Annotated in this window: 25 protein-coding genes and 1 tRNA gene; 6 read left to right on the top strand and 20 right to left on the bottom strand. The window is 46.5% G+C overall.

Annotated elements, in window-relative coordinates; all coding sequences use genetic code 11:
- Positions 1-33 precede the first annotated feature (33 nt).
- From flgJ to L1D44_RS05210, 11 genes are all read right to left on the bottom strand, one after another.
- Positions 34-1,134 (bottom strand): flagellar assembly peptidoglycan hydrolase FlgJ, encoded by a 1,101-nt coding sequence (flgJ, locus tag L1D44_RS05260; RefSeq protein WP_239889114.1) that lies wholly within the window; start codon positions 1,132-1,134, stop codon positions 34-36.
- A gap of 28 nt (positions 1,135-1,162) precedes the next feature.
- The gene (locus L1D44_RS05255; protein WP_239889163.1) at positions 1,163-2,254 is read right to left on the bottom strand and encodes a flagellar basal body P-ring protein FlgI; all 1,092 of its coding nucleotides are present in this window, start codon (positions 2,252-2,254) and stop codon (positions 1,163-1,165) included.
- Positions 2,255-2,294: 40 nt separating this feature from the next.
- The gene (flgH, locus tag L1D44_RS05250; protein ID WP_220768782.1) at positions 2,295-2,969 is read right to left on the bottom strand and encodes a flagellar basal body L-ring protein FlgH; all 675 of its coding nucleotides are present in this window, start codon (positions 2,967-2,969) and stop codon (positions 2,295-2,297) included.
- Positions 2,970-2,991: 22 nt separating this feature from the next.
- On the bottom strand, positions 2,992-3,780 hold the full coding sequence (gene flgG / locus L1D44_RS05245) for a flagellar basal-body rod protein FlgG (RefSeq protein ID WP_239889113.1): 789 nt from the start codon (positions 3,778-3,780) through the stop codon (positions 2,992-2,994).
- A gap of 10 nt (positions 3,781-3,790) precedes the next feature.
- Complete coding sequence (gene flgF / locus L1D44_RS05240) at positions 3,791-4,534, bottom strand: flagellar basal-body rod protein FlgF (RefSeq protein ID WP_220768780.1); 744 nt, start codon at positions 4,532-4,534, stop codon at positions 3,791-3,793.
- A 336-nt stretch (positions 4,535-4,870) separates the two neighbouring features.
- A complete protein-coding gene (flgE, locus tag L1D44_RS05235) occupies positions 4,871-6,232 on the bottom strand; it encodes a flagellar hook protein FlgE (protein WP_220768779.1) in 1,362 nt (453 codons plus the stop codon).
- Positions 6,233-6,320: 88 nt separating this feature from the next.
- Positions 6,321-7,124: a flagellar hook assembly protein FlgD gene (gene flgD, locus L1D44_RS05230; RefSeq protein ID WP_239889162.1), complete on the bottom strand. Its 804-nt coding sequence runs from the start codon at positions 7,122-7,124 to the stop codon at positions 6,321-6,323.
- Between the two features lie 34 nt (positions 7,125-7,158).
- Entirely contained in the window at positions 7,159-7,575 is a 417-nt protein-coding gene (gene flgC / locus L1D44_RS05225) for a flagellar basal body rod protein FlgC (protein WP_220768777.1), read from the bottom strand.
- Positions 7,576-7,577: 2 nt separating this feature from the next.
- The gene (gene flgB, locus L1D44_RS05220) at positions 7,578-7,976 is read right to left on the bottom strand and encodes a flagellar basal body rod protein FlgB (protein ID WP_220768776.1); all 399 of its coding nucleotides are present in this window, start codon (positions 7,974-7,976) and stop codon (positions 7,578-7,580) included.
- 165 nt (positions 7,977-8,141) lie between these two features.
- Positions 8,142-8,975, bottom strand: a complete 834-nt coding sequence (locus L1D44_RS05215; RefSeq protein WP_220768775.1) for a protein-glutamate O-methyltransferase CheR — start codon at positions 8,973-8,975, stop codon at positions 8,142-8,144.
- A gap of 140 nt (positions 8,976-9,115) precedes the next feature.
- Positions 9,116-10,036: a chemotaxis protein CheV gene (locus tag L1D44_RS05210; RefSeq protein ID WP_239889112.1), complete on the bottom strand. Its 921-nt coding sequence runs from the start codon at positions 10,034-10,036 to the stop codon at positions 9,116-9,118.
- Between the two features lie 276 nt (positions 10,037-10,312).
- On the opposite strand from L1D44_RS05210, the gene flgA reads away from it, so the two are divergent.
- The 3 genes from flgA to L1D44_RS05195 all read left to right on the top strand — a co-directional run bounded on the left by flgA (position 10,313) and on the right by L1D44_RS05195 (position 11,957).
- Positions 10,313-11,020: a flagellar basal body P-ring formation chaperone FlgA gene (flgA, locus tag L1D44_RS05205; RefSeq protein WP_239889111.1), complete on the top strand. Its 708-nt coding sequence runs from the start codon at positions 10,313-10,315 to the stop codon at positions 11,018-11,020.
- A 99-nt stretch (positions 11,021-11,119) separates the two neighbouring features.
- Positions 11,120-11,437, top strand: coding sequence for a flagellar biosynthesis anti-sigma factor FlgM (flgM, locus tag L1D44_RS05200; RefSeq protein WP_239889110.1), 318 nt, complete (start codon positions 11,120-11,122; stop codon positions 11,435-11,437).
- A 94-nt stretch (positions 11,438-11,531) separates the two neighbouring features.
- A complete protein-coding gene (locus L1D44_RS05195; protein WP_239889109.1) occupies positions 11,532-11,957 on the top strand; it encodes a flagellar protein FlgN in 426 nt (141 codons plus the stop codon).
- A gap of 389 nt (positions 11,958-12,346) precedes the next feature.
- Here L1D44_RS05195 and L1D44_RS05190 read toward each other — a convergent pair whose 3' ends face one another.
- A complete protein-coding gene (locus L1D44_RS05190; protein ID WP_239889108.1) occupies positions 12,347-12,793 on the bottom strand; it encodes an LPP20 family lipoprotein in 447 nt (148 codons plus the stop codon).
- On the bottom strand, positions 12,794-13,417 hold the full coding sequence (locus L1D44_RS05185; RefSeq protein ID WP_239889107.1) for a FlgO family outer membrane protein: 624 nt from the start codon (positions 13,415-13,417) through the stop codon (positions 12,794-12,796). It lies immediately after the preceding gene.
- Positions 13,418-13,670: 253 nt separating this feature from the next.
- On the opposite strand from L1D44_RS05185, the gene L1D44_RS05180 reads away from it, so the two are divergent.
- Together L1D44_RS05180 and L1D44_RS05175 are read left to right on the top strand one after the other, a co-directional pair.
- Complete coding sequence (locus L1D44_RS05180; protein ID WP_239889106.1) at positions 13,671-14,840, top strand: flagellar assembly protein FlgT; 1,170 nt, start codon at positions 13,671-13,673, stop codon at positions 14,838-14,840.
- 189 nt (positions 14,841-15,029) lie between these two features.
- A tRNA-Arg gene (locus L1D44_RS05175) sits at positions 15,030-15,105 on the top strand.
- A 130-nt stretch (positions 15,106-15,235) separates the two neighbouring features.
- On the opposite strand, the gene L1D44_RS05170 is transcribed toward L1D44_RS05175, so the two are convergent.
- Positions 15,236-16,489, bottom strand: a complete 1,254-nt coding sequence (locus tag L1D44_RS05170) for a dicarboxylate/amino acid:cation symporter (RefSeq protein WP_239889105.1) — start codon at positions 16,487-16,489, stop codon at positions 15,236-15,238.
- 332 nt (positions 16,490-16,821) lie between these two features.
- Positions 16,822-17,517, bottom strand: a complete 696-nt coding sequence (locus L1D44_RS05165) for a class I SAM-dependent methyltransferase (protein WP_239889161.1) — start codon at positions 17,515-17,517, stop codon at positions 16,822-16,824.
- A 489-nt stretch (positions 17,518-18,006) separates the two neighbouring features.
- Here L1D44_RS05165 and L1D44_RS05160 point away from each other — a divergent pair, with 489 nt between their 5' ends.
- On the top strand, positions 18,007-18,876 hold the full coding sequence (locus L1D44_RS05160) for an N-acetylneuraminate synthase family protein (protein ID WP_239889104.1): 870 nt from the start codon (positions 18,007-18,009) through the stop codon (positions 18,874-18,876).
- 90 nt (positions 18,877-18,966) lie between these two features.
- Here the strand turns inward: L1D44_RS05160 and L1D44_RS05155 are convergent, their stop codons facing one another.
- The 5 genes from L1D44_RS05155 to L1D44_RS05135 are packed head-to-tail and all read right to left on the bottom strand — an operon-like array spanning position 18,967 to position 24,903.
- Positions 18,967-20,199, bottom strand: a complete 1,233-nt coding sequence (locus L1D44_RS05155) for an ATP-grasp domain-containing protein (RefSeq protein ID WP_239889103.1) — start codon at positions 20,197-20,199, stop codon at positions 18,967-18,969.
- 3 nt (positions 20,200-20,202) lie between these two features.
- On the bottom strand, positions 20,203-20,955 hold the full coding sequence (locus L1D44_RS05150; protein ID WP_239889160.1) for a 3-oxoacyl-ACP reductase family protein: 753 nt from the start codon (positions 20,953-20,955) through the stop codon (positions 20,203-20,205).
- Complete coding sequence (locus L1D44_RS05145; RefSeq protein ID WP_239889102.1) at positions 20,955-22,733, bottom strand: 1-deoxy-D-xylulose-5-phosphate synthase; 1,779 nt, start codon at positions 22,731-22,733, stop codon at positions 20,955-20,957. The genes L1D44_RS05150 and L1D44_RS05145 overlap by 1 nt, the downstream gene beginning before the upstream one ends.
- 2 nt (positions 22,734-22,735) lie before the next feature.
- Complete coding sequence (locus L1D44_RS05140; RefSeq protein ID WP_239889101.1) at positions 22,736-23,947, bottom strand: methyltransferase domain-containing protein; 1,212 nt, start codon at positions 23,945-23,947, stop codon at positions 22,736-22,738.
- A 35-nt stretch (positions 23,948-23,982) separates the two neighbouring features.
- On the bottom strand, positions 23,983-24,903 hold the full coding sequence (locus tag L1D44_RS05135; protein WP_239889100.1) for a class I SAM-dependent methyltransferase: 921 nt from the start codon (positions 24,901-24,903) through the stop codon (positions 23,983-23,985).
- Positions 24,904-24,925: the final 22 nt, after the last annotated feature.

The raw sequence follows: 24,925 nt of genomic DNA, 5'->3' as shown, positions 1-24,925 counted from the left end.
TCCCTGTTGCAAGAGATTGAACAAATCTATACTTCATTGCTTAACCCCTTGTAAGACATCTTTAAAGTCTCGAGTAATGGTTTTCATGACCTGTATAACCTTATCGGCATATTTAGGGTCGGTTGCGTAACCTGCATCCTGCAAAGAACGGATAAAGGCTTGAGGGTTGGCCGCCTGCTTCATTGCGTCTTGATAGCGCTCGCCATTTGCAATGAAGGAGACAAAATCACTAAAGCTTTGGCCGATATCATCGTACACACGAAAGTTCGCTTGCTGCTTAACCGCTATACCTTGCTCATATTCCAATGTACTGACTGACGCTTTATCACCTTGCCAGCGGTTGTCGGCTTTAATGTTAAATAGGTTGTTGCTCTGCTGGCCTTGATAGCCCTTCACCATTTTCTGACCCCAACCCGTTTCTAACGCCGATTGCGCTATCAACACCTCAGGCGTGGTACCCAGTTTTTGCGCCGCCTCTTGTGCATGGGGATATAAACGTGCCACGAACTCATCTTGGCTGGTAAAGTTTGCTTGAGACTTATCGGCATTGACTGCCGCAGACGGCAATACTTTGCCACTGAGTACTGAATCTAATGTTTGTGTCTTGGCACTAAAAGTAGGTGCAGACGTTGCTTGAACTGCATTAGCAGCTTGAGCCTGAGTCTGCCCAAGTTGGTTTGGTAAAGCTTGAGCAGCCATAGCGTCAGAAGTTACAACACGAGAACTCGGCATCTGCAGCGTACCTAGCCTATCCATGGTAAGTGCTGCGGCCTTTGAATCGCCGTTGATATCACCGCGTAGCACTGAGGCCGGGGTCATAGGACTATTAGCTGGATCTAACTGCTGCACCATCAAGTCGGCTAATCCCAACATACCTTCACCAGAAAGGTTGAGCGACATCTGCTGATCATGCATCTGCTCATAAAACTTGGTGTATTGGCTGTTCATTGGGCTGTCAGATTCAAACACAGCATTGGCGTCACGCATACTTTGCATCAGCATCTGTACGAAGATCCCTTCAAATTGCTGAGCAACCTCTTTTAACGCACTGGTTTCATCATTTTGAGCCTTGGATCTTAATGAGTCCAAGCCCCCAAGATCCAGAAATTGCGATGCGTTCGACAGCTTTTCCATGACACCTTTCCAATCAAACCGACAATATTTAGATAATTATCAATTCACCATGCAAAGCTCCTGCCATCTTTAACGCTTCAAGAATAGCAAGTACATCAGAAGGCGCAGCCCCGACTAAGTTAACCGCACGAACCAGCTCATCTAACGTGGTGCCGGGGTTGAACATGAACATGCGGCTGTCCTCTTCGGCAACATCAATAGTGCTGTCAGTCGTCACCACTGTCTGGCCATTACCGAACGCATTTGGCTGTGAAACCTGTGTTGCCTCGGCGATGGTCACGGTAAGACCACCATGGGTCACCGCCGCTGGCAGTAATTTGACGTTTTGTCCCACAACAATCGTACCGGTACGTGAGTTTACGATGACCTTAGCGGACTCTGTTGCTGGCTCAACTTCGATGTTTTCTAATGTCGCCAAGAAGGATACTCGCTGGGACACATCTCTTGGAGCACTAACCTGTACCGATGTCGCATCCAGAGGTCTTGCCATACCTGGGCCTAACAGATCATTAATCGCATCGGCTAAACGCTTGGCAGTAGAAAAGTCGGCGCGGCGCAGGTTAAAAGTTAGGTGATCGCCAGTAGAAAAAGGCGTAGCCACCGTACGTTCAATAATCGCGCCGTTGGGAATACGTCCAACTGTTGGTGTGTTTTGCACAACCTTAGAGCCATCCATCCCTTCGGCGCTAAAACCACTGACCACCAAGCTGCCTTGAGCGATGGCATAAACATTCCCATCAACCCCCTTTAGGAAGGTTTGCAGTAGCATGCCCCCTCGTAGGCTTTTTGCCTCGCCCAAACTTGAAACCGTCACATCTAAGGTTTGGCCCGGCTTAATAAACGGCGGCATATCAGCACTCACCGCCACCACGGCAATGTTCTTGATCTTAGGTCTGAAGTTATCCGGCAAATTAATGCCGAAGTTTTTTAGCATGGTTTTAAAGGTCTGCTCGGTGTAGCGCGTCTTTTCACCTGTCCCCGGTAAACCCACCACTAAACCATAACCAATCAACTGGTTACTACGAACACCTTGCACGTTGGCGATGTCCTTAACCCGCTGCGCCTGTACCGGTGCGCTCAAGGCTAAGATGGCACAAAGCAAAACCAATTTTAATTTCATCATACTGAATCCTTACCCAGATCTAAGTTACGATCTCAGCCTAAAATGGCCACCAGCTGCCCATGAAGAACGAAGCTAACCAACCCACTTTTTGCACCTCGGCAAACGTGCCGGTTCCGCTGTACTGAATACGCGCGTTTGCCACTCGCTGTGAATCGATAGTATTGTCTGGTCGAATATCTTGAGCACGCACAATGCCGGTGATCCGAACAAACTCATCACCATTGTTGATGCTTATCCACTTTTCACCACGAATAACCAAGTTACCGTTATTGAGTACCTGCATCACGTTCGCGGAGATGCTGCCCGATAGGCTGTTGCTTTGGTCGGCATCAGATTCACGCTTGGTGTTCATGCTATCTTTGTAGCGCAAGTCGATGGGGTTGCCACCAATAGTGACATTACCGCCACCCGCATAGATGGGATCGAGAGAGAGATCGGTTCCCTTCTTAATCTCATTATTGGCACTCTTTTTCGCCTGAGTCTGCTCCATTAACATCACAGTAATGATGTCACCCACCTTAAGGGCTTTAATGTCAGAATAGAGGCTAGATGCCTGACTATCTTGATACATAGAGCCTGTCGCGGCGATTTTAGTCGGCGGGGCTTCAGGATAAACTGGCGCATAATATGGATCGTCAGCAATCGGCTTCTCGTTGGTTGCGCTACAGCCCGACATCGCCGCCATAAGGATAAAAATCCACAAACGATTCATAGTTAATGCCTCTTAAAATGCTTTAAAGATTCTGGTTAACGTAAGACAGCATCTGATCGACCGCAGAGATCACTTTCGAGTTCATCTCATAGATACGCTGACTCTCGATCAAGTTCACCAACTCTTCGGTCACGTTCACGTTTGAAGTTTCAAGTGCCCCTTGGCGAATCGCTCCCATACCATCGAGCGATGCAGTGCCCTGAATAGGCGTGCCACTCGCACCCGTCTCTAGATACAAGTTTTGCCCCATAGGATCTAACCCCGACGGATTAATAAAATCCGACATGGCGAGCTGACCCACCACTTGGTTCTCGGCATTGCCGGGCGTCTTTACTGAAACTTCACCTTCTGCAGATACCGTAATGCTGGTTGCATCATCGGGAATAGTAATGGATGGCTGCACCACATAACCCGAACCCGGTGTAACAATCTGGCCGGTGTCGTCTAGGCTGAACTGACCATTACGGGTATAAGCCGCAGTGCCATCAGGCAGCTGCACTTCGAAAAATCCAGGGCCTTCAACCATTAAATCCAATGAGTTATCAGTGGTTAGCATGTTGCCTTGAGTAAACATCTCTTGGGTAGCGACCACTTTGGTACCCGCACCGATATTCAAACCGTTAGGCAACTTAGTGTTTGAAGCGCTGATACCACCAGCTTGATTGACGTTTTGGTAGAGCAAGTCTTCAAATACCGCACGACTCTTTTTAAAACCTACGGTGCTGGCGTTCGCCACGTTATTTGAGATAACAGAAATATCTGTTTGCTGAGCGTCTAAACCAGTCTTACTTATCCATAAAGCGGGATGCATAGTTTATCTCCTAGCTTATGCGCATTAAGGAAGAGGACGCGCGATCGTTCTCTTCTGCTGTTTTCATCATTTTCACTTGCATCTCGAACTGACGCTGTAGGTCAATCATAGATACCATCTCATGAACTGCATTGACGTTACTGCCTTCGACAGCACCACTTAGCAGGCCTACGCTAGGATCGGCAGGTGCATTCTCACCAGACATCAGGCGAAACAGACCATCCTCCCCACGCATTAAATTCTCGTTACCCGGATTAACCAGTTTGATTCGAGCAACCTCTTCAATCACTTCCGCCGTAGCTCCCGATGGACGCACAGATACGATACCGTCTTGGGAGATCTCGACTTTTTCAATCGGCAGCGGCAACACAATTGGACCATTATCGCCCATCACCGCCGTGCCTCTGTCGTTACGCAGTACGCCCGTTGTATCAAAACGCAAACTGCCTGAGCGGGTATAGGCTTCACCGCCATTTTCAGCTTGCACCGCAATCCAACCATCACCTTTTACGGCAATGTCTAAATCACGACCGGTTGTTTTTATTGGCCCACTTGCAAAGTTAGCTGACGGAGTTTCGGTCATAGAGAACACTCGCGTAGGCAAGCCCTCGCCAAACGCCTGCATCGAGCGCGCCTGAGAAAGAGAGGCTTTAAAGCCATCGGTATTGGCGTTGGCTAAATTGTTGGCACTGACAGCCAACGAATTCATATTCTGTTTAGCGCCGCTCATCGCGACATAGAGCAATTTGTCCACTTAATACTCCGTCAAACTTCCGTCTAACGAAATAAATAGCAAACATCGTGCCAAGGTAGATAAAAGAAGGTACTAGGAAAGCAGGTTCTAGGTAGAAGCTAAGACGGGAAGGCAGAAACGAACGGCCTGCGGCCTTACGGAAAGTCAGTGAAGGACGCTACTCTGCTAGGACGTGACGACGTCACTGCGAGAAAAGCATAAAGACCAAAGCAATAACATACATAAACCTATACATGCTTTGACTTTTCTTGTGCTTTTCCTCTAAGTGAGCCTGCGAGCGTTCTAGAAGGGCGCAGCCCGCTCTCGCAGCGAAGCGCCCTTGTTAGCTTTTAAGAACTATCGGATTTGCAGAACAGTTTGCTGTAGCGTGTTGTTCACTTCTAGGGTTCTTGAGTTGGCCTGGAAGTTGCGCTGTGCCGAGATTAAATCCACTAGCTCAGTGGTCAAATCAACGTTTGATTGCTCAAGAGCCGATGAACGGATACTACCAAAAGTACCGCTGTTTGCTTCACCCGCTAACGCTGGACCTGAGTCTAAGCTCGCTTTCCAAGAGGTATTACCCGCCTGTGACAGTCCCTGCTCGTTTGCAAAGCTCACTAAGGCAACACGTGCTAATGGCACGGTAGAGCCGTTACTGTAGCTCGCATTGATCAGGCCATCTGCGCCCACTTCCACGTTCGTCAAACGGCCAACCGTTGTACCGTCTTGAGTCAGCTCGGTGACCTCAAATGGTGAGGCATACTGCGTAGGGTTATTAAAGTTCAGGGTCAATGTCTGACTACCATCGGCACCAGGGCCCAGTACGTTAGCGCCACCCACACCTAGAGGCACAGTTGAGATAACCGCAGGGTTACTGCCTGTGTACGCACCAGTATCGTTAAACGAAATTGCAGCACCTTTCCAACCAGCGGCGTTTTCAGCACTCGCTTGACCATCAACCGTACCATCGCCATTGGTATCGACATCATACTCACCAGCGGCGGGGTCTAAGTCTACAGGCTTGCCGTCGACTGCATAGAATGCCACCCAGTTACTCTCGCCTGTATGCGCTGCATTTGGTGGACGCACAAAGTAAGAAGTCAGAATATGTGGCTCACCTAGCGAGTCGTAAATTGTCACCGAAGTTGAGTTGTTAAACGTATCTGGATCATCGGGATCGAAAGCGGCAGGATCAAGAGTTGACTCTCCCGCATTGAGGTTCATCTGAATACCGACATTATCGGTCTTAACTGGGCTACCTGCTGTATCTGGGATCTGTACAGGTTTTGTTGTCGTCAAACTCACCGATGTTGAATTACCATCTTTATCTACAGGGAATGTCTGTAAAAAGTTACCTGCTGAATCAACAATGTAATTATTAGAGTCAAACTTGAACGCGCCAGCGCGAGTGTATGAGTGATCTTGTGAGCCCACCTCTGATGAGGTCACAAAGAAGCCACCGCCATTAATCGCCATGTCGAGCGAGTTATTGGTAAATTGCATGCTGCCCTGATGGAACTGCTGCGCCACTTGGCTGGTTGCCACACCGCCACCAACAGTGGTTTTGCTGTTGGCAAAAATTGAACTTGCGTACACATCCGCAAATTCCGCACGGGATTCTTTAAAGCCTGTGGTGTTAACGTTTGCGATGTTGTTTGCCGTTGTATTTAGATCTTTTTGCGCAGACGATATACCGCTCAATGCAATGTTAAATGACATGATTCACCTCAATCCTTATAAAATTCGATTTCGAGACGTTTGTTACTTATTGAGTAACAAGCCGCCTTTGAAAATATCTGTCTAGCAATTAAGTCTCTGATACCGCTAATACATCGCTTATCTTAATGCCGCCAACACCACGCAGGTTTAAGATGGCGCCTGTTGCGGCTGTTCCCAGTGAAACACTGGTAACGTGGGCATAAGTCGACACGGGCAACTCTTCACTGGTGCCATCGACCTTGCCGCTGGCCTTGAAGGTATAATTACCTTCAGCGACTGGCTCGCCATTCTTATCTAGACCATCCCAGCTGACATCGATGTTGCCGCCAGCGCTTCCATCCACATTGTAAGTCGTGATCAACTGACCTTTCTCGTCTTCAATGCGAACAGTGATGGACTCGATTGGCGAAGGGGTACTGATAATGCCCTTCATACTCGGGTCTTCGGCTGATATATGAGCCGTGTCAGACGGGATCAATACCTTCTGACCAACAAGACCTGAAGCCTGCAACGCCTGACTCGAGCTGGTTAGCGCATTGAGGTTGATAATCTCCTCGTTAAGCTTACTGATCCCATCTACAGTCGAGAAGGAAGCCATCTGCTGGATCATCTGATCATTCTCAACAGGCTTAAAAGGGTCTTGCATCGACAACTGTTGACTCAATAACGAAAAGAAATCCTCTTGCGTCAACTCCTGGTTATTAGGCTCAGGGATAGAGCTCTCTTCAGGTAAACGAAGACCATCAAGAAACGGGTTCCCAGTTGATGTCTGTTCAGTGTTGGTCGCCGATGCCACCGAACTCTGAGTCGCTGCCTGTGCAGTTTGCGGCGAAATAGCATTAGCCTGTTGTGGCTGCCCTGGTGCCGTCTGCGTTGCGGTGAGCGGATTAATAAGGCTCAAAATTTACCTCCAGCTTTCACTGAGTTTATTTGCCCATTCTAAGTGTCTGCTGAAGCATCGATTTCGCAGCTTCAGTGACTTGTACGTTCATTTGGTAAGAGCGAGAGGCGGAAATCATGTTAGCCATCTCCTCCATCACATTCACATTTGGCTTATAGATAAAGCCATCGGTATCCGCCATTGGGTGATCTGGCGCAAACTCTTTATTTAGGGGTAAATCACTCTCTACAATCCCTTTTACTGCAACAGATTGTGCAGCGCCCTGTTGCTGCTGAGCTTTACTCATCTCAGCCTCAAAAATGGGATGACGGGCACGATAAGTTTCCCCAACACTACTCGACACGGAGTCTGCATTGGCGATATTACTGGCTGTAGTGTTAAGTCTGACTGACTGAGCCGACATGCCAGAACCCGCTACATTGAAAATATTGAATAAGCTCATAATTAATCGCCTCTAATCGCTTTTTTCATGCCTGAGAACTTACCGTCAAGAAAACCCAGTGACATCTGATATTCAAGTGCATTTTGCATGAAAGCAGACTGCTCCTGCTGAATATCCACAGTGTTACCGTCACCAGTATCAGGCTGATTTGGCACTCTATAGCCAAGATGCTGTTGAGTTAACGCAGCCATATCGAAATGCTTACTGTCACTTTTCGCCATAGCAAGACCAGATTGCTGAGATTGAGCAGCGCTCATTGCTTTAGAAAAGTCGACATCACGTGCCTTATAGCCTGGCGTATCGGCGTTGGCGATATTTGAAGATAGGACCTCTGCACGTTGGGAACGAACGCCCAAAGTGTATTGATGAACTCCTAATGCTTTATCGAAACTAATCGCCATAAAATTGCCTCCTCAGATCTACGCCTAAATAAAAGCAATAGTTATGCCAAATTACTATGGTAGTGAGAAATTTTGTAGAGAAATAAGTTTAGAGAGAAAAAATAGCCATAAAAAAACGCGCCATACTCGGCGCGTTTACTTTACTCGTGCGGTCAAAAGCGGGCATTAAACTCGCTTTTGATAATAGATCCCTGGATTACAACGGATCATATCGAATTCATCTGAAAGGCCAGCTATAGACTCGGATGCACCAAGAAACAGTATGCCGTTAGGATTCAATGCGGCAGCAAATTGCCGCAGTATTTTCCGCTTTGCCTCAGGTGAAAAGTAGATCAATACATTACGGCAAAAAATGATATCGAACTTACCCAGTAAGCTATAACTCTCAAGTAAGTTATGCGCTCGAAAATTGACTAAGCGCTTAACGTTATCTTTAATCACCATGTTACCCGAGGGCAAAAGATCAAAAAACTGACGCTTACGCTCATCCGACAGACCTCGTCCTAGGGCAAGATTATCATACTCGCCACTTTTACAACGTTCGAGCATCGATGGCGACAGATCCGTAGCCAAAATACTGGCATTACCTGGTAGGCCACCAGGTTTACGTTGCTGATGCTCTATGATGCTCATCGCTAGAGAATATGGCTCTTGGCCTGATGAACAAGCCGCAGACCATATCTTTACCGGACGCCCTAAGCGCCCAAAAGACGGCAAAATGCTGTTAGACAATAACTCGAAAGGATAACGGTCACGAAACCATAAGGTTTCATTGGTGGTCATGGCATCGATAACCTCTGTACGCAACTGGCGCTCAGTAGGTTTCATCGATTGTTTTACGACTTCAGATAATGAGGGCAAGTTGTACTTGCCCATTAGAGGCGCTAATCGGCTTCGCACCAAATACTGCTTATTTTCTCCCAGCACAATACCACTGTGCTGTTCTAAGAATAATCTAAATTGCTTGTACTCAGTCTCAGCAAGAGATTTATTCGTCACTCTATTATCCTAATATCAATAAAACAAACCGCACAGGCTCAAAGGTGTTAACCACAGCCAAAAAGCGAACGCAGCGTTATACCTTAGCATCAACGCAAACACAAGCAAGAGATGTTTGTGTTCCGACTCAATACTACAGATTAAAGGCTTAGATGTTTATTTACCGCTGCCGCTAATTCATCAGGATTAAATTTTGCGATAAAGTCATTGGCACCGACTTTCTCGACCATTGCCTGGTTGAACACCCCACTTAAGGATGTGTGCAATACCACTTTGATATTCTTAAGCTTAGGGTCATCACGGATCTCAGCAGTTAAGGTATAACCATCCATTTCTGGCATCTCGATGTCAGAAATAATTAATGGGATCTCAGTGGAAACATCTTCAAGGTCAGCAGACATGGTTCTCAGCTTTTCAAGCGCCTCTTTACCGTCTTTAGCGGTATCGATCTGTAGATCCAGTGACGTAAGCGCTCGAATAATCTGTTTACGGGCAACCGACGAGTCATCGATGACCATGATATGATAATGCTGCTCTCTATCGATAGTTAACGCGTCATTGAGTTCTTGACTGATATTGGTATTAACCGGAGAGATCTCATCAAGAATTTTTTCGACGTCAAGGATTTCAACTAACTCGTTTTCTATCTCTGTCACCGCAGTTAAATAAGAGAACTTTCCAGCGCCTTGAGGCGGCGGCATAATCGCTTCCCAATTCATGTTGATGATACGTTCAACCGAGCTCACTAAAAAACCTTGTACGCTACGATTATACTCAGAGATAATAATGAAACAGTTGCTGATGTCCTCAATCGGACGACCACCTGTCGCTGCGCTTAAATCAATCACTGAAATAGTCATGCCACGCACATGAGCGACACCACGCACTTTAGAATTTAACTTAGGCAGGCTAGTTAAAGGAGGACACTGTAAAACCTCCTTCACTTTAAACACGTTAATTCCGAATCGTTGACGTCCATTTAATTTAAATAACAACAACTCAAGTCGATTTTGCCCCACCAACTGAGTCCGTTTGTTTACTGATTCAAGAATATTCGACATATAATTTTTGCCCTGCGCCTACTTACTCATAGGCTTATATCTGATTAAATTTAAGAAATTCGTGCAAATAAACACTAAATACTCGTCACTATCGCTTTATTTCACACTGCATACTATTTTAGGCATACAACTTGCTTTGCTAAACCTATCTGAGTTTAGCGACACAATTTCAGTCAAACTAATGACGCTCACCGACGTAAAAGGATAGAGATGACTGCGGTCCAAAAAATTACAAAATATAAGCGCATTCTAACGAATCAAGCTACTGCATTCATTATGAAAATCTTTTTTGGCTCGCTTTCCATCACACTTCTGATGCCAACTCTAGCACTTGCTGTAGAATCTGCCAGTATTCCTTCTATATCGACCATATCTCGATTAGCTATAGCTGCAGTTGAACAAAAAATTGATGTACCTGAAAAAGCACGGATTAATATTACGCCCCAGAGCTTAGATACTCGGGTCAACCTACCTAATTGCTACCAACCGATTAAGGCCGAAATAGCCAGTGATCGCGCCATTCGACGCAATAACACCGTAAAAATTAGCTGCAACAGCCCCGACTTAAGCTATCCATGGCAAATTTTTCTCTCTGTGCGAGTCGACGTCCTCTATCCCATCGTCGTTGCAAAATCTACCATGGGGCCAGGTGACCTACTCTCTCCGAGCGATATTGAAATCGAATATATCGAGCAAACCAGTATTCGAGGCCATCAGTTTGAAGAGTTATCTCAAGTGATTGGTGCAAGGCTGAAACGCCGTGTTGCTCCCGGTCAGCCCATCTTTGCTAACCAGTTGTGCATCGTCTGTAAAGGTGACAGTGTGTCGATATTTGCCCGTTCAGAAAACTTTGAGATAAAGACTGTGGGAGAGGCGCTACAGGATGGTAATGTTGGCGATAAAATTCGGATCAAAAACAGTCATTCTCATAAAAAACTTGATGCCCGCGTCACTGGCGTTGGCCAAGTCGAAGTAAGAATGTAACAATATAAGAAAGTAAAAACTTAAAAAGTCCTAAAGTAATGAGTCATGCTGCCGATAGCATGTGTAAGAAACTCTCTTTATTAACTGTTGGATCTCAAAATGGCTATTGATATTAAACAAGTAAACCCTCACGCCACTACGCGTGTCGGCACAGGCAGTAACCTAAAAGGTGCGCCCGCACAAACAGCTGCTGCCGCAGTTGCACCAACGCCACAAAAAAGTGACTCGGTGTCGATTACCGCGCAGGCTCAACAAATTCAAAACGTACAGACAAAGATGGCCGACATGCCTGAAATTGATCAGAAGAAAGTCGATGAAATCAAGGCGGCGATTGCTGAAGGTCGTTACAAAATCGATCCTGAAAAGCTTGCAACTAACATCGCTAGCTTTGAAAATGAATTAAAAGACTTAAATTAAGCCTCTATTGCCCGTTGTCACTTCCTGAGTAACGGTATTAGAGCTTAGCATTGCGAATAATAACGAACTCAATTGAGTGGGAAAACAGGCTATTATGACAAATTTATCTCAACTGCTTAGCGCTCAGCACCAAGTGTTGTGTGAACTAAAAGACTTGATTAGCCAAGAGAAGCAAGCCTTACATGCACAGCAGGCCGATACTTTATTATCGCTAGCGAGTACTAAGGCTAATCTACTGGCGAGCCTTAAACAAAATGATGAGATAATTGCCCAGCAGCCAGATCTAGCCTTGTTAAAATCGGATCCCGAACTATCGCAGCAAGTTGCTAATACCAAGCAGCTATTAGCCGAGTGCCAGCAGCTCAACGCAGAGAATGAGTCATTAATCGAATTAAGTTTAGCCAGCTTAAACCGATTCTCGCAGGCACTTCAGGTTAGCCGCAACGCCTCCAGCCTTACCTATGACGGTAAAGGTAAAACCTCAAGCATCTCCACTCTTGGTAATAATTTAAGAGCTTAAAGCTAAGACGGGGACTGCTGGGACGAACAAGCAAAGACGAACGGCCTGCGGCCTTACGGCACGTGGCTTCGCCACTACGGAACGCTTCGCTTACGGAAAAGACTTAACAGATTAAAATGACGGCATAAATGCCGACCTACAGAAAAGAAGGTTCGAGGTTTAAAGAATAGGTCCTAGGTTCTAGAAGCGCAGCGTCCTCGAAGCGCAGCGTTCCGTTAGTGAGCCTGCGAACGTTCCGTACTCTGTGAGCGAAGCGTTCGTCTTTGTCTTTGCTTCTGCTTTCCCGTCTTTGCTTGTGCTTTTCCTAGAAGCGAAGCGCCCTCGAAGTGAGCTTGCGAACGTCCTAGAAGCCCGAAGGGCGACCTCGCAGCAAAGCGCCCTTCTTAGCCTTAAAAATACGTGATCTCTTTTACTTTTTGCGAGCGATGTTGTTGCTGATACAGCGCCCAGACTTGCTCGAAGTCTAACTCAAGCTCTGTCACATAATGCTCGCCCGCTGGATAACTCTTTACCACTTTAGCACCACGGATCACCCCAGAAACCGATGCTTGAATTTCATCGCCCGATAACATCCAATCTCTTACCTGGCTAGTCGCACTCAGCTGCTGACCATAAACCTGCTCGGCAAGCTCACGATAGGCGGCAATCTTTGATGCCTGCATCGCCATTAACACCCGCTGCGACTGCTCTGTCGCGGGCTGAGTATCGAGAGGCGCGTACCCAATGGCGGTCAACTTAGGAAAAGTGCTCGGCGCTTCAGCTTCATACTGCACATACCTATCTTGTGCAGAGCAAGCAGACAGCAGCAATGCTGCACATAAGATAACGGCTTTCATCTATTTATCTCCTACAATTTTGACTCTGTGTTGACCTGCCTGGGCATCTCGATAGAGTAAGCCATTTTCTGATACGACCTTCTCCGATGGACGAACGTAATCAGGCATTGCATTCGCATTAACAAAGCCCTGAGCCGCCGACACTACACGGTTATTAGTGACATTGACGATACGGCTATTGATTGCTATGCCTTGGGTCGAAAAACTCATGGTCGACACCACCACATTCTCAACGGGTATGTCTGAGGGGAGTTGTTGCCAGTCTCGAGTCAAAATAAACTCACCATCTGGCGTCACCTTAAGCGCATCACTGACATTAATATCAACTAAGTTAAATTGATGATCATGCAAGCTGGCAATCAAGCCTTGCTGAAACTGAAGCCCCAATGCATTAGTGGTCTTCATATCCGACAACAGCACAGGTGTTGCCACCAGCAGCGGCTGGTCTGGACGCAGACTATCATTTTGGCGTATTAATTCATTGGCCATCTGCTGTGACAGGTGATTAACCGCCTCAGTATGAGGCAAACCATGGCCGTTCATCATCTGCGGTTCGACCTGACTAGCTGTAGTCGCGCAGCCTAAAGCGAACAAAACAGGCAATAAAGTAATTAGCTTATACATTTCTTAAATTCCGATTGGACGAATATGGCCATGCGTCTTCTTGACCATACCCCGTGTGTTACCACGAATTTAGTGCTATTAACTCCTATCGGCAAATAAGCTAAAAACTTTACCGTTTTTCATCCTAATAAACCTCCCGCTCCCCCTAGGAAAGGCACGTTAATTGCTTAACATTAAGCTAGGCATTCAAGTACGTCAGATATCCGGCATACAAAGCCCTAGGCTATTAATTTCTCAAAACTGGAAAGGTGCGATGAAACCAGCGCAATATTTTACAACTGCACTCATGTGCATAATGTCATCTGTACTGACTTTACCGGCGCAGGCCAAGTGGATCACCGCTAGCGGACAGGCAAAAATCACAGATAACAATGTCACACAAGCTAGAGAAAATGCCATCCATCAAGCTGTTAGCTACGCGACCTTACAATCTGGAGCTAGGTTTAGCAGTCAGCAGACAGTAAAAAATGGTCAGCTCGTCAATGACTCTTTTACTATGGAACAGCAGGCACAAAGCCAGAATATTGAACTTATTAGCGAGCGCATCGAAAATGGTCAGATCGCAGTCAATGTGCGTATCGATATCATTGAGCCACTTAACGATACTTGTCAGGGGAACCAGCTTAAAGCGGCAATTTTAGTCCCTCAAGCATTGATCAAAGATAGAACCCAGCTTAGGTATGGCAATATAGGGCTGTTTGAACAAAACCTATCTGAGCGACTCGCCCGCGTGCTGGAACAAAACTCCAATAGCAGCTTTGCTCAAACTCACGCAAATGAACGTTTAGACATAGACCAAGCTCTAGTAGATATTCGCGGCTATCGTTTGCCTAGCTGGTTAAGCGAGATCACCGACAGCCAGTATATTCTACTGCCAGAAATCATCGATATCTCCACAGAGCCTTTCACCAGTACTTTAGGTCTTTGGGACAACGATCCCATGCGCACCTTTCAAATCCGCGTGTCTTTATTCCATGGTATAAGCGGAGAGAAGGTTTGGAGCCAGCAGTATAGCCAAGCCGCCGAATGGGAATTTAAGCGTCAGCAAACGGTCAACTCCAATAGCGAGGCCTTTTGGCGTTCTGAGTACGGCCAAGCCATCGATCTTGTGTTAGCCGAGGTCAGTCACGATATTGATAACACCCTAAACTGCCGCCCTTTGCTCGGGCAAGTCGTTTCTAGGCAAGTCGATAGGATCATTATCAACCTAGGTAGACGTCACGGTATTCGAGTTGGAGACACCCTGCAGCTAGTGTTACAACAAAATATACCTGACAGACTCGACAATATGCGCGCCGTAGCAGGAAAAAGCAAAGCGACTATCACCATAGACCAAGTGACTGAAGAGAGCGCGACAGCTGTATTAGATGGCATCGCCGCATCGCTCAATATCCAGATAAATGATCTGGCGATAAAGCTATAGTGAAGCGCTAAACCTTCTCTTGAGTAACCTCGCCAACTAAGCGGCTCGATATTAAGTGGACGAATGGCTATGACTAGTAGCCATTCGTTGCTAAAACACCCTAATTACGCACATTTAATAAACAACTAAATTTAAAGACTTTTCGCCCCCCCTTTTCATCGAGATGAAAACCAGTATAATCACTGACGTCTCCCTATAGCTCAACAGGATAGAGCAGTCGCCTCCTAAGCGATCGATCGGGGTTCGAGTCCCTGTGGGGAGACCATAAGTATCTTGTTACTTATGCAATTCAATAGCGTGTCATTTCCAGTAAAAACCGTTTCACCTCTGTATCCATTTATATTCGCAATATTTCATCCGTGCGATTTTCTCACCCGCTCTGAATCAAATACTGCCTAGCTTCGTTGCCACTTATCGACCACCAGCGCGGCGATAATATCGCCTTCAACGTTTACTGCGGTGCGGAAAGTATCCAAGGGTCTTTCAATAATCAGCAAGATTGCGATGGCTTCTAGCGGGATCCCCGCAGCCAGTAGCACCAGTTGCATACCCGACATCGAGCCCGATGGCATGCCTGGTGCACCGATAGAGGAGACCATCGCCATGATAAAGATCATCACAATGCCTGTTGTGGTCAGGTCGATCCCAAACAGCTGGGCTAAGAAAATAGCGGCAACACCTTCAAACAGGGCTGTGCCGTCCATGTTCATCACCGAGCCCAATGGCAGCACCATACTGCTCGTCGTCGGGGAGACCCCAAGCTCTTGGGCACTTTTCATCGACAAGGGTAAGGTTGCCGCGCTCGATGAGGTGGCAAAGGCCATCGCTAAGGGCGCGCTAATTCCCTTAAACAGGGTGGTGATCTTGATCCCGGTCAGCAGTTTAGCCAAGCTGGGTAACACCACAAGTCCATGGAGCATAGTGAGTGCAAACACCAATAGGGAAAACAGCGCCAATTGACTGAATAAGGCTGCACTTCCCTTAAGGGAAAACTCCAGCACAATGGCAAAAATGGCCAAAGGGGATAGACGAATTATGCCGCCAACCATAGTGTTAATGCCCTTATTCAGGCCACTTATCACCTCAAATAGTGGATGCTTTTGAGGTAGCGCGGTTAATAGCGATATCCCCAACATGAAGGAAAAAGTCACTACGGCGAGTAGGTTGCCATCTGCGATGGCTGCTACAGGATTCACTAACGCCATGTTCAATAACTTAGTGGCGATAGCGCCGCCCGATGCCGCCTGCTCACCGATTAGCGTGGCACCTTCGGCTAACGGAACGGCTTGAGTGAGTGGTTGCCAAGCTGGCAGCAGTAACGAGGCGCCCAAGCCCAGAGATACCGCAATCATAGTTGTGAAAGTGTAAAACCCTAACGTACGTCCGCCTAAGGTTTTAAGCTTAGCGATTGCACCGATATTACTGATCCCTTCGATTAACGACAGCATCACCATGACGCCAACAACCATCTTCAACAAACCGATATAAACCGTTTTACCTAGCATCAATAACTGATACCAAGCTTGCTGTTCAATGCCACCGAGCACATCGGGGTGAGCTAAAGCGGTTAACGCGGTTGTGAACAACCAAGCTGCGCCTGCGGCCAAGAGCAACTGTAATGGCAAAGAGCCACGAATTTTATTCCACATCAGGCGTTTCCAATTTGATTGAGTGCTAACAACGAGCTAATGCTCTATCGCGGCGAGTTAGGATTAAACCGTTGACAAATAGCTACTCAATTACGAATTAAGCTACTGCGTGCCTATAAGGGGCAGGATTATAGAGAACAAGGGGAAAATGATAATTAGCAGGTTTGGTAATTAACTATTACCAGCGGGTAATAGTTAAGATTCAAACTTGAAAAGAAAAGTTAGCGCCTAGGAAAGACGTGCCTCAGTATCATCCAACATTAAAAATCGTCTGATTAATTTGAAAGATACTGCGGCAGTTACTGGCTCTGTCACTACTAGAATTAGCTGTGCTAGATTTTTACGCAGGCAAATATGGCATTACCTGAGACGCCGTCCCAAGGCATTAGCCTGTCATAATCATGCTCTAAAATGTGCACTTCAAAGTAAGGTTGCAGCAGCAATTTAAGCTCGGCAAAACCGACAGCCACCATTGGATGCTCATCTTGCCAAGACTGGGTGACACCCGCTGTGGTTTTTTCAATACTTAGCTTCAATGCCTGCTTTTCACCGTCTCCCGAGTAATACCAACCAGAGCTAAACACAAACTTACTGTCTTCATGACTCGCGCTGTGACTCACCACTGAACTGTTATCAATTCTGCTCTTTTTTACTGCGTTAAAACAAAACATGCCACCAGGGTTGAGCGCGGCATGAGCACTCCTAATACACTCTTTGAGCTTTTCTATACCATCACTGTAGTGGATTGAGTAGAGAAAACAGGTGATAAGATCTAATGGCTCATTAACCGTAAAGTTAGCCATATCGTGGCAAATGAACTCGGCTTCAGGACAACGTAGCTTAGCGATATCCAGCATCGGCTGATTGATATCGAGACCGCTACTTTGGTAGCCATTTTCAATAAAATATTGAACATGGGGTCCAGTACCACAAGCCAAGTCTAGATGGCGAAGGCCTCTATTACCGAACAGTTGATGCAGGCGACGAATACAGTCACTCTGGGCTCGATAGTTAATATCGGCACACATTAAATCATAATAACCCGATAGGTCGGTGTATAAGGCGTTGGTTTGCGTTGCAAGCAAGGGGGTTTACCGTGAATTTTTTGGGTGGCGCATACTATACTAATTGCCGCTATTTGCGAAGCAGATAAATGAGCACTTTTAGCACAGTTCTCAATTTCACTAAATTAGCTCCATAACAGCCTAGAAGTTTGCTCCGCAGCGTTAGCGTATGTGGCTCCTTCCCCGACTAGAACTTGAGTAACCTAACCTATGAGGCTGCGTGATATTTAACGGTTAACACTTTTGTAAAAACAGGCTAAATCACGACTAAAAGCGGTCGATAAATAAGAATCCCCCATGCTTATTGGTAATCGGATAGATTCTCACCAGCCAATGCCTTAGGTTGTGGTATTCTCACTTGGCTGCGCTTAAATTTAGCGAGCCGAGTAAACTAACAGTCACAGAACTAAAACAGCTTTCAATTGTTCCTCGAAAATAGGAAATTATAATTCTATGAGTCAGCCCCTATTTATTGCAGAAGTCTCTAGTAATCACCACAAAAGCTTAGATCGCTGTATCGAGTTTATTGAAACCTCAGCGGCAATTGGCTGCGATGCGGTGAAATTCCAGCTATTTAAAATTGATGAATTGTTCTCGCCTGAAATTCTGGAAAAAAGCGCGATGCACCGCGGCCGGAAAGAATGGGAACTCCCGGTCGAATTTATTCCGGCGCTACGTGAGGCCTGTGAGCACTTTAATATTCAGTTTTCCTGTACGCCTTTCTATCTAAAGGCAGTAAAAGAGCTTGAGCCTTACGTGCATTTTTTCAAAATTGCCTCTTATGAACTGCTGTGGACTGACTTGCTCATCGAGTGTGCCAAAACTAAATTGCCCATTGTCATCTCAAGCGGCATGGCAACCATTGAAGAAATTGATACTGCAATCGCCACCTTGAAGGAATACGGCGCTGAAGATATCACCCTGCTCCATTGCGTTTCGGCTTATCCAACACCCGAAGAACAGTGTAACTTAGCCGTGCTACAGAGCTTTAGAGAGCGATATGGGGTTAAAGTTGGTTGGTCTGATCATACAGTATCACCCGCGGTGCTCAATCGCGCGATTCACCGCTGGCAGGCCGACACCATTGAGTTCCACCTCGATCTTGATGAGCAAGGTGCGGAATACGCCGCTGGACACTGCTGGTTACCGCAACAGATTGCCCCCGTTATTCGAGGTGCAAAGCTGATAGGTGCCATCGATGGTAGCCCTATCAAACAATTTGTACCCTGTGAAACGTCAGATAGAGAGTGGCGCGCCGATCCCGATGATGGTTTACGCCCTTTTAAACAGATCCGTGAAAGCTTTCAGGGAGATAAGGCTTAGGTAAATAGTTTTCAGAAGCAAGCTTTGCAAAAAAACTAAGCTTGTGCCTAACAAAAAGCCCTTATCACTTAAGGGCTTTCATTATAACAGCTATAGGGTTGTGACTTTTAAGGTGTCATATACCCATTTAACTCTCTGCTCCAATTGCTGTCGATTATCGGCGGTGACGATAAAGACACCGAATCGACTCGCGTGACTGGTGGTTTCAGGCACGACATCACCCACTTGATACCAGATCTCAAGCTTCTTAACAAAGTCTTCAGCTTGAATAGCTTCAATTCCCGAGATAGACGTGACTTTTCCTGGCTTTGGAAAGAAGTAACGATTCGCTACCGCTTGGTCGATAACTGGAGTTAGCTTCTCTAACTCTGGAGGCTCGCCCAAGGCAATTTTGAGTGCTGCTTCGACGTAATTAATCCCGAGACCTAAAGGAACTAGGCTTTCAGAAAAATCACCACCGCTTAGACGAGTTGCAACCTCAATAATTTTCGGACCGACATCGGTATAAACGATATCCCCTTTAATCACGCCATCTGTCAGGCCAAGAGCTAAAGCCGCTTGCTCAATTAAGGCTTCAACTTTAGCTCTTTCTTCACCTTGAATTAAACTTGGCTGCCAACCACCATTCTCAATGATATTAGGTGCAAAACGACTTAACATTTCGTAGTTACGATCGACATAACCAGGTGTATAGGCTTGCCCACGATACATGATGGTTTCGGTACTTATCTGAGGTCCAGCAAGGTACTCCTCCACCATGACGTCACCAGCAAAGGACTCACTTTTCGCCTTGTCATAAAGCGCTGACAAATCCGAGTCCTGTGTCAGTAAAAACACCCCCCTGGCACCAGAGCGATCGAGTGGTTTGATGATTAATGGCAAGCCTCTTTTTGCTGCTATCTGCGCTAAATGCTCGGCACTATCTAATAAGCAAAACCAAGGAATTGCAACACCTTGGCGCTCAAAACACTGCTTCATCTTAAGCTTATTGGTGGTAATCATTGCCGCTTCGATAGGAATATGTGGCACCTGAATATGTTCAGCCAGCTGAGCGACATATTGTGATATATCGCTGCCCATAACGCACACGGCATCAATTTTTCGCTGCTGCTCTTGGTAGTCATCGACAAAAGCTTTTAAGGCTCCTAAGTCCATGGTACTGACAACGGCATAATCGTCGGCAATCGCAAACCCGGGAGATTCAGGGTTTGCATCGACAACGACCGTGTGTAAGCCCATATTGTTTGCTGTTTTGATCAAAAACAACTGATCACGACTGCCACCAAGTAGCAATACTGTTTTATGACATTTGGCTAGCGACATCCATTAAGCTCCTAAAATGGCGCCGCCACTCACAGCGAGTACCTGAGCCGTCATATACTGCTGCTCATCAGAGGCCAGCATCACACAAGCGCTGGTGATGTCTTCCATACGAGCCGCCTTCTTTAGCAATGTCATATCGATCACTTTTTGCCCCGCTGGACTATCTATCTCATCGGCGGTCTGATCCGTACGAACAATTCCAGGCGCAACGGCATTAACAAGAATATTGTGCTCGGCGCCATATCGTGCGATCACCTTAGTTAGGCTATTGAGTCCTGCTTTAGATACCGCATAGTGAACCGTTTTAGGACCATGGTATTGTCCGGCTACTGATGAAATATTGATAATGCGCCCACCCTGCTGCGCTTGCATGTAAGGGAACACTTCTTGGCAACAGATAAATGGCCCTTTAAGGTTCACTCCCATTATCTCGTCCCAAGCTTCATCGGTCACTTCATCAAACCAACCGCGCTTATTGATCCCCGCATTATTAACCAAGATATCGATCTTTCCAAAAGCGGCTACGGCCTGTTCGAATAAGTGCCTTATCTCAGCTCGCTCGGTAACATCAGCCTTAACGGCAATGGCATTGTGTCCATCAAGATTAAGCTTATCGGCTAACGCCTTAGCTTGCGCTTCACTATGGACATAATTGATTACGACCTTGGCTCCTTGAGCGCAATACTCCTGTGCGATCGCGGCGCCAATGCCTCTTGAAGATCCAGTAATAACCGCAACTTTACCGGCTAAACGCATCACTTGTTCACTCCTAAATAGTTTGGCCATTGCTGTGCAATTTGCTCAATGATCTGCCCTGGCATCATGCCGCACTCGGCGCTGCACTCATCTTTACTGCCTGGATAAACAAACTTGTCATCAACGCCGCTTCTTAGTACCTGCATAGATAAGTTTGCATCAGCAAGGGTTTCTAGCACTAGCGAGCCAAAACCGCCATTAAGCACGCTTTCTTCAAGTGTTATCAGGTGCTTTGTTGGTGCTACTAACTCAACGAAACGCTCAGCAGGGAAAGGTTTAATCGATTGCACACAGATGATGCCGTAGTCTTTGCCTTGCGCTTCCAATAGTGCTCTAAGCTCATATGCTGCAACTAATCGGTTGCCCAAACAGACTAAGTAACCATCACTGCCCTGCACTGGGACAGATAAGCCACAAGGCTCAATCAAGCCAGCATCGGGTTCTGGAGCTGGAATAGGCTCATAGGGATAGAGGATCACCATAGGCCCCTGAGGATTGTCGAGGCGCTTCTCAATCAATTCTGTTAATGCAGCAGAGCTTGCTGGGTACACCAATTGCATATTTGGAAATGAGCGCAGATAGGGAATATCATAAATTCCGTGGTGGGTCGCGCCATCATATCCAGCAAAGCCTGCACGCACGCCAAATACCGTCACAGGTAAATCCATATAACAAGCATCATGAATAAGCTGATCGTAGGCACGCTGCATGAAGGTCGTTTGCATACAGACGACAGGCTTCTTACCACCCAGTGCTAGACCACAAGCCATACCGACCGCTTGTTGCTCAGCCATTCCCACATCCAGTGCACGCTCAGGAAACAGTGCTAAGCACTCATCCAATGATGATGCATAAGGGGTAGCTGGGGTCATGGCAAATACATCGTCATCCGTTGCCATCTTTTGCTTCAGTGCTTCAGCCGCAACAACCGCGTAGGTGCGCCCAACTACCGTCGCTGCAGCACCTTTGCCGGTGGCAGCATCGAATGGCATGGAGAAGTGCATCTTATAAGGATGGTCTTTCGCACAGGCTAAGCCTTTCCCTTTTTCGGTTTTAACATGAACAATCACAGGTCGCGCTAATTGCTTCGCAGCAGCTAACTGCTCAAGCAGAGTCGGCATATCATGGCCATCTTCTACTAACAAGTAGGCAAAGCCCATCCCTTCGAAGAAGGCTCGGCTATTGCTCTGCCAATTTTCCCCTGCTGTAAGGTTACGCATTCCTCCAACAGACTTCGCAATCGCCATTTCATTATCGTTAATCACAATGACCAGCTTACTGTTTTTATCTTCAGCACAGTAATTAAGCCCTTCGAAAGCCATTCCCTCAACCATCGAGCCGTCACCGATCAAGGAAACAACATAGTTAGCCGGTGAAGTCAGCTTAAGGGCTTTGGCATAGCCTGACGCTATAGAGAGTGAAGTACCTGCATGTGACGCATCGATTGCGTCATGCTCACTTTCATCTCTGGCAACGAATCGGTTCATGCCGCGATATTGGTTTAATGTGGCAAAGTTATCCACCCGTCCCGTTAAAATCTTATGGGTATAACCTTGATGACCCGTATCAAAAATCACTTTATCGTCTGGAGAGTCAAAGAGTGCATGAATGGCAACCGTGAGTTCTACCACTGATAAGTTAGCGCCGATATGTCCGCCAGTCGCAGAAATATTGCTAATAAGAAACTGCCTAATATCTTCGGCTAATTGGGTTAATTGCGCCGCCGACTGCTGTTTCAGTTCATTGAGAGTCGGCACGACTAATTGATGGGTTTTCATTATCAATCCTTACTATTAGGCTTTACGCAGATAAGCACTGTATTGGTGCCATAGGGGTCTGTTTCGTCATAAATAATACCCGCTTTGATACCAATCACTTTGACGACAATAAAATATTGGTTAACGAGTGCCAGCAACTCATCGAGAGAATATTCAATAAGGTGGCAAGAGTTAACGGGGATATGGCCTATGCTATTTTGAGGTGTACTTAACACTAAGACACCGCCTGGTTTCAGCACGCGCTTTATTTCGCTTAAGCACTCATGCTCTGGAACATGCTCAAGGGTTTCAAAACTGGTAACAGCGTCGTAGGACTCATCGGCAAAAGACAACTTAGTAATGTCTTCAACAAAATAATCGGTATTGGCAGCACTGTTATTTTTCTTAGCAAACTCTACACTGAGCTCGTCTAAATCGGCTCCGTGAACCTCTTTTAAATGACTCGCCATAATGTTGACCCCGTAACCATCGGCACAGGCGATATCGATAATCTTCATATCAGGCTTGAGATGCTGCAAGGCGAGCTCGTAATGAAAGCCCAATCTGTCACCAGAGACAATACGGTGCTCATTCACCTCTTGGCGCGGAATCGCATAAATTTGCGTTGCTAAGCGGCGGCACTCAGTCAAATATTCATCTGAATAGCTTGGTAACTCAGTTAAAAACTTAACTTTGTATCGCTGAGCGTTCATCGAAAAGTAGCACTTAGGGTGCACGAGAAACTTGGCGTCCTCAGGCTGAGTCAGTTCATCATTGATCGTTTTTAGTGCGCCGATACGAAAGACTTCTGAGGTAAAATGCACAGGAAAATCATCGGGTAACTTAATACAATCTAATTGCTCACTGATGGCGATATCCAGCATCGCTAAACTAGCCTGAGGGTCGAAGCAAAAATGAATGCCATCGACTCTGATCACATAATCGCTATCGGCTAAATCTGAACAAGCATCAATCATTCGATTAAGCGGGCTCGCATCGTGGCCGTAATACAGAGAGAGACGTTCATCATCTATAAGCTTAACGATTTCATCGAGCTCTCCGCCACGATCGAACTCAGGAGCAACCAAGACGACATCTAAATCGGTAAAATGGCTCAAGACACGGCGAATGGTACGAACAACGGCAATCTCGTCCTCGACCATCCCCATACAGATATCGACGCCACCAGCCCATGAGCGTGAACTGGCTTGCACTAATACTCTTGTTTTTATCATGTTAATTCCTATTGAAGCGGCTTCATTTTGCATTATCAACTGCGCTTACGGGCGTAAATGCAGATCTCTCTGCCGACACCGATTTCAGCCATGGATTGATACCAAGCCCTTTTCAGATCATTCTGACCAGACTCGATCATGCTCATTTCAAATTTCATTCTTTTCTTATGACAAGCCCTGCCTAACTCATCGTTACCGACGTAGTTATCCCCCATCAACAAGAACATATCTATTGGGAAGCTCGACTCTTTCAAGAAGACATCAAACCCAGAGTTATTCAACAATTGAGTCAGAGAGTTGACGTCAAAATAATTAAGGTGATGAGGAGGCGCTAACCACCAAGGCTCAAGCCCATCGACCTCTCTGACGGTCTTTTGGAATGGATTGTAATCATTGGGAACTGAGATACAGACCAGTCCGCCATCCTTAACTAATAAATGAATGCACTCCAGTAACTCAATAGGGTTAGGGATATGCTCTAGCACGTTACAAGCATGAACCACATCAAAAGGTTCAAATTGCTTTACGCTGGCAGGACTTAAAAAATCGCTCACCACATCGAGTCCCAGTTCTCTGGCATGCTCGCTCGCCTGTTTGGAGGGCTCAATACCTTGAGTCTCCCATCCTCGTTGCTGACCGTGATGCAAGAAAAAGCCTGGACCGGCGCCAACATCAAAGACACGCCGACTTCCCACAGGGAGATGTGCTTCAAAAGTGTCAAATCGGTCGGCAAAAACACGTTCCCACCAGATCGCGTCCTCTTTGCTTTGACTTAAAAACAAAGGCTTATCTTTAGTGTAATACTCTTCCCGATAAACCTGCTCCAACTCCTGTGCTGTTGGCATTGGCGATACATGCTTAAAACCGCATTCTTCACAATCGATGACATTGAAACCATGACGATTGTCGATGACGTTACCAGTGTGCTGTTGAGCATCGCTGTTTGTGCCAGCCATGTTTACTTCTCCTTTACGCATT

Source organism: Shewanella sp. Isolate13 (assembly GCF_022398325.1).
Lineage (GTDB): Bacteria > Pseudomonadota > Gammaproteobacteria > Enterobacterales > Shewanellaceae > Shewanella.
The sequence above is the reverse complement of the archived record's forward strand: the minus strand, read 5'-3'. Positions and strand labels throughout refer to the sequence as shown.

What these genes read in the sequence shown, in the direction of transcription:
- flgJ (WP_239889114.1), bottom strand. Translation starts at nt 1,134, where the DNA reads ATGGAAAAGCTGTCGAACGCATCGCAATTTCTGGATCTTGGGGGCTTG.
- L1D44_RS05255 (WP_239889163.1), bottom strand. Translation starts at nt 2,254, where the DNA reads ATGAAATTAAAATTGGTTTTGCTTTGTGCCATCTTAGCCTTGAGCGCA.
- flgH (WP_220768782.1), bottom strand. Translation starts at nt 2,969, where the DNA reads ATGAATCGTTTGTGGATTTTTATCCTTATGGCGGCGATGTCGGGCTGT.
- flgG (WP_239889113.1), bottom strand. Translation starts at nt 3,780, where the DNA reads ATGCATCCCGCTTTATGGATAAGTAAGACTGGTTTAGACGCTCAGCAA.
- flgE (WP_220768779.1), bottom strand. Translation starts at nt 6,232, where the DNA reads ATGTCATTTAACATTGCATTGAGCGGTATATCGTCTGCGCAAAAAGAT.
- flgC (WP_220768777.1), bottom strand. Translation starts at nt 7,575, where the DNA reads ATGAGCTTATTCAATATTTTCAATGTAGCGGGTTCTGGCATGTCGGCT.
- flgB (WP_220768776.1), bottom strand. Translation starts at nt 7,976, where the DNA reads ATGGCGATTAGTTTCGATAAAGCATTAGGAGTTCATCAATACACTTTG.
- L1D44_RS05210 (WP_239889112.1), bottom strand. Translation starts at nt 10,036, where the DNA reads ATGTCGAATATTCTTGAATCAGTAAACAAACGGACTCAGTTGGTGGGG.
- flgA (WP_239889111.1), top strand. Translation starts at nt 10,313, where the DNA reads ATGAAAATCTTTTTTGGCTCGCTTTCCATCACACTTCTGATGCCAACT.
- flgM (WP_239889110.1), top strand. Translation starts at nt 11,120, where the DNA reads ATGGCTATTGATATTAAACAAGTAAACCCTCACGCCACTACGCGTGTC.
- L1D44_RS05195 (WP_239889109.1), top strand. Translation starts at nt 11,532, where the DNA reads ATGACAAATTTATCTCAACTGCTTAGCGCTCAGCACCAAGTGTTGTGT.
- L1D44_RS05190 (WP_239889108.1), bottom strand. Translation starts at nt 12,793, where the DNA reads ATGAAAGCCGTTATCTTATGTGCAGCATTGCTGCTGTCTGCTTGCTCT.
- L1D44_RS05185 (WP_239889107.1), bottom strand. Translation starts at nt 13,417, where the DNA reads ATGTATAAGCTAATTACTTTATTGCCTGTTTTGTTCGCTTTAGGCTGC.
- L1D44_RS05180 (WP_239889106.1), top strand. Translation starts at nt 13,671, where the DNA reads ATGAAACCAGCGCAATATTTTACAACTGCACTCATGTGCATAATGTCA.
- L1D44_RS05170 (WP_239889105.1), bottom strand. Translation starts at nt 16,489, where the DNA reads ATGTGGAATAAAATTCGTGGCTCTTTGCCATTACAGTTGCTCTTGGCC.
- L1D44_RS05165 (WP_239889161.1), bottom strand. Translation starts at nt 17,517, where the DNA reads ATGTGTGCCGATATTAACTATCGAGCCCAGAGTGACTGTATTCGTCGC.
- L1D44_RS05160 (WP_239889104.1), top strand. Translation starts at nt 18,007, where the DNA reads ATGAGTCAGCCCCTATTTATTGCAGAAGTCTCTAGTAATCACCACAAA.
- L1D44_RS05155 (WP_239889103.1), bottom strand. Translation starts at nt 20,199, where the DNA reads ATGTCGCTAGCCAAATGTCATAAAACAGTATTGCTACTTGGTGGCAGT.
- L1D44_RS05150 (WP_239889160.1), bottom strand. Translation starts at nt 20,955, where the DNA reads ATGCGTTTAGCCGGTAAAGTTGCGGTTATTACTGGATCTTCAAGAGGC.
- L1D44_RS05145 (WP_239889102.1), bottom strand. Translation starts at nt 22,733, where the DNA reads ATGAAAACCCATCAATTAGTCGTGCCGACTCTCAATGAACTGAAACAG.
- L1D44_RS05140 (WP_239889101.1), bottom strand. Translation starts at nt 23,947, where the DNA reads ATGATAAAAACAAGAGTATTAGTGCAAGCCAGTTCACGCTCATGGGCT.
- L1D44_RS05135 (WP_239889100.1), bottom strand. Translation starts at nt 24,903, where the DNA reads ATGGCTGGCACAAACAGCGATGCTCAACAGCACACTGGTAACGTCATC.